Source organism: Streptococcus sp. HMSC078D09 (assembly GCF_001813675.1).
Lineage (GTDB): Bacteria > Bacillota > Bacilli > Lactobacillales > Streptococcaceae > Streptococcus.
In genome coordinates, this window is the sequence record NZ_KV813659.1 from 1 (window position 1) to 3,082 (window position 3,082).

Consider the following 3,082-nt stretch of genomic DNA (forward strand, 5'->3'; position numbering starts at 1 on the left):
ACTCCCGTTTTAGTCGTTATCATTCCAAGTTACTTTTCCTTTAAGAGTACAAAAACTTCCAAAGAAGCTGACAAACGTCTTGAGGGTCTATCTAATAAGATAGGCACCCTCGAGAAGTCAGTCTCAACCGTGGAAGAAATTGGGAAAGATAACCAGCGAAATTTAACGATTATCGGGAAAGGCTTACAACGACTTCAACGTTTTCGATTGCAGGAAAATTTGAAAAACGCGCTCAAACGCGGATACACGAATCAGCATGAACTAGAAGAGTTGTCAAAATTATATGAAAGTTACGTCGAATTAGGTGGTAACGGTGCTATTAAAGTGCTCTTTGAGCGCTTTTTGGAGCTAGAAATTAAAGAGGAAAAATAACATGGATCAAATCACAAGCATTATTACTTCATCAGCTATGAGCATTTTAGTTGTATTAACTGGGATCGTGGTTCAAGCGATCAAGAAATACTTGCTCATGCGTGGAGGCAAGAAAGCAATCGAGATCATTGAGATCTTGGCTAAAAATGCGGTCAACGCTACAGAGCAGGTCGCGGATAAATTGGATATCCACGGTAAGGATAAACTTGAGCACGCTAAAACGAGCTTGATCGAGGGTCTTGAATCGCAAAATATCCACTTGACGAATCAAGAACTCAATACCTTTATCGAAGCAGCCGTTAAACGTGCTAACGAAGAATGGAAGAAATAGAGAGGTCGAACATGAGTGTACAACAATCTATTGTAAACGGCTTTATTAGTCGTCGCGGACTAATTACCTATTCAATGCTAGGTAGTCGAAACGGTTCGGACGGTACTGGGGATTGCTCCGGTATCATGTCGCAAGTTTTAAAAGAAGCCGGAATCAATATCATCGGGTTACCGTCAACGGTAACTCTTGGCCAGCAACTAGCTAATAACGGCTTTTACCGCGTAAGTATCAATCAAAACTGGGACGCACAACCGGCCGATATTATTCTAATGTCATGGGGTGCTGATATGTCTTCATCTGGTGGCGCTGGTGGGCATGTCGGGGCGATGATCGACGATACATACTTCATCTCTTGCGACTATTCAACGCAAGGAGCAGTCGGACAAGCTATTAATACCTATCCTTGGAACGATTATTACGGCTGGAACAAGCCTAATTATATCGAGGTTTGGCGATACGCTGACACAGCACCACAGACCAACAATCAAGCGAACACGGCAGTACAACCGAAAGACAAGGCCTTTTATCAAGCGAATGAGGTCAAGTATGTCAACGGTATCTATCAAATCAAGTGCGATTATCTCGCGCCCGTTGGCTTTGACTGGACCGAGAACGGGATCCCTGTGTCTTTGGTAAACTGGGTTGACAAAAATGGCAATAACTTGCCAGACGGAGCTGATAAAGACTTTAAGTCTGGAATGTATTTCAGCTTTGAACTCGATGAAGCCCATATCGCAGATACGGGCAAGGGCGGTTACTATGGCGGTTACTACTGGCGTTTGTTTGAGTTTGGACAATTCGGCCCGGTTTGGCTGTCATGCTGGGACAAAGACGATTTAGTCAACTATTATGAATGAGGGGTGATTGAATGAATCGCTCAAACTGTACCAATTTAAAGCAGTTTGAGGGCGGTCGGGTCGTTAAGCAAGGCGACTCGGCTTCCCTCTTTGGTTTCGCATTATATGATGAAAACTGGGTACCGATTGACCTCGACGGGCAGGCAGCTACAATCCACTTTGTGAGCAAAAAAGGCAAAGCAACGTTTAGCGCTACTGTCCAAGGCTCAAAGGTATCGTTTAAGATTTCCAAAGTCTTACCAGTCGATAGCTATCTTGTCGAGGTTGATTGCGCTGGGTATGTATTTCCGAGCGACCAAAGCGTCCGAGTTGACGTGGTCCGGTCAGCGGAGGAATATACCAGCGAGCAAGTCTTGGAACTTGTGAAGAATAACGTCAAGGAAGAAATCGACAAGTATATTTCGGCGCACCCGAACGGGCCGCAGACGGAAGAGCTTCCGGACCTAGTAGCGATTTACAATTTAGCTAAAATTTGATTTGAAAGGAATAAAATATGGCAGAAAATAAACTTGAAGCAGTAGTAGTAGCAATTGGATCAGATATCAAAAACTTGCGTAATGCAATCAACGACAAGGAAGTGAGCGCAGGAATCACAGAGCAACAGCTCAATGAAGCAATCCAGCGTGTGAAAGCTGATATTCTTGGTGAAGGTGTCCCAGAAAATCTCGACACACTCAAAGAGATCGCTGAGAAAATTGCCACTCTCAACGGTGACACGAGTAGCGCTATCGTGGCTAAGTTGACCGAACTTGGTCAAAAAATTGACGCTGTAACTGACGTTGATTATCTCGCAGCATACAACCAAGCGAAAGGAGAATAGCATGAATCTAGTCGAAGCATTTAAACAAATCGGACGGGATATCAAAGATTTAACCACTCGATCAAATAAAATCGAAACAGACACAGCTACTAAAATCCAGAACATTGAAAAGCTGGAATGGTTAAAATCGGACGCGTCGTGGGTAACGATTTTTGAGGAATTAAAAGGGTCTGAGGTTGGCGCCCCTACTGTGAATCTTCCGTTCTACATCGTGAGAGACAAGCAGACAAATTCCTTATTTTTTAAAGGCTTGGATCGTCCGCCGTTCTTCAAAGACCCAGAGACTGGCAAAATTGAATGGACAGGGCCTTTTGAATGGGAATATCAAATTAATTCCAATACGGTCCTTGGATTTTATATGCAACAATTTACGACCAAAGAGGAATGGAATGATTACAACAACTCTCTAAACAAAGAGCAAGGTCTTGAACGGACAATCGTTTCCAAAAATATTAATGAAGACGATGAAATAGCAACTAACGGCCTTTGGTATGTTGACGATGATGGTCACTTCCAACGTTTGGTTGATACCATTATCGAGCTTAAAAAAGAAATCGCAGAATTGAAAGGAAATCAAAATCATGAATAAAATTAACTGGTCTGTCTGGAAATCGTAGATATGTCGCAGTTGGCCAGTCTCAAAATGGTAAGCGTATCAATAGCTTTGGATCTTTTAGTTAGATATTAGTTCTTCCCCTCCCA

Annotated in this window: 6 protein-coding genes; all 6 read left to right on the plus strand. The window is 43.0% G+C overall.

The window, feature by feature from the left end:
• The coding region (locus tag HMPREF2926_RS11270) for a hypothetical protein (RefSeq protein ID WP_256263004.1) at nt 1–372 on the plus strand (372 nt) is incomplete at its 5' end.
• A gap of 1 nt (nt 373) precedes the next feature.
• Complete coding sequence (locus HMPREF2926_RS02290) at nt 374–703, plus strand: phage holin (RefSeq protein WP_070586309.1); 330 nt, start codon at nt 374–376, stop codon at nt 701–703.
• An 11-nt stretch (nt 704–714) separates the two neighbouring features.
• Entirely contained in the window at nt 715–1,560 is an 846-nt protein-coding gene (locus HMPREF2926_RS02295) for a lytic exoenzyme target recognition domain-containing protein (protein WP_070586310.1), read from the plus strand.
• An 11-nt stretch (nt 1,561–1,571) separates the two neighbouring features.
• Nucleotides 1,572–2,036 carry a hypothetical protein gene (locus tag HMPREF2926_RS02300; protein WP_070586311.1) on the plus strand — a complete coding sequence of 155 codons (465 nt, stop codon included), beginning with the start codon at nt 1,572–1,574 and terminating at the stop codon, nt 2,034–2,036.
• A 17-nt stretch (nt 2,037–2,053) separates the two neighbouring features.
• On the plus strand, nt 2,054–2,380 hold the full coding sequence (locus HMPREF2926_RS02305) for a hypothetical protein (protein ID WP_070586312.1): 327 nt from the start codon (nt 2,054–2,056) through the stop codon (nt 2,378–2,380).
• Between the two features lies 1 nt (nt 2,381).
• Nucleotides 2,382–2,969: a hypothetical protein gene (locus HMPREF2926_RS02310; protein ID WP_070586313.1), complete on the plus strand. Its 588-nt coding sequence runs from the start codon at nt 2,382–2,384 to the stop codon at nt 2,967–2,969.
• The last annotated feature ends 113 nt before the right edge of the window (nt 2,970–3,082 follow it).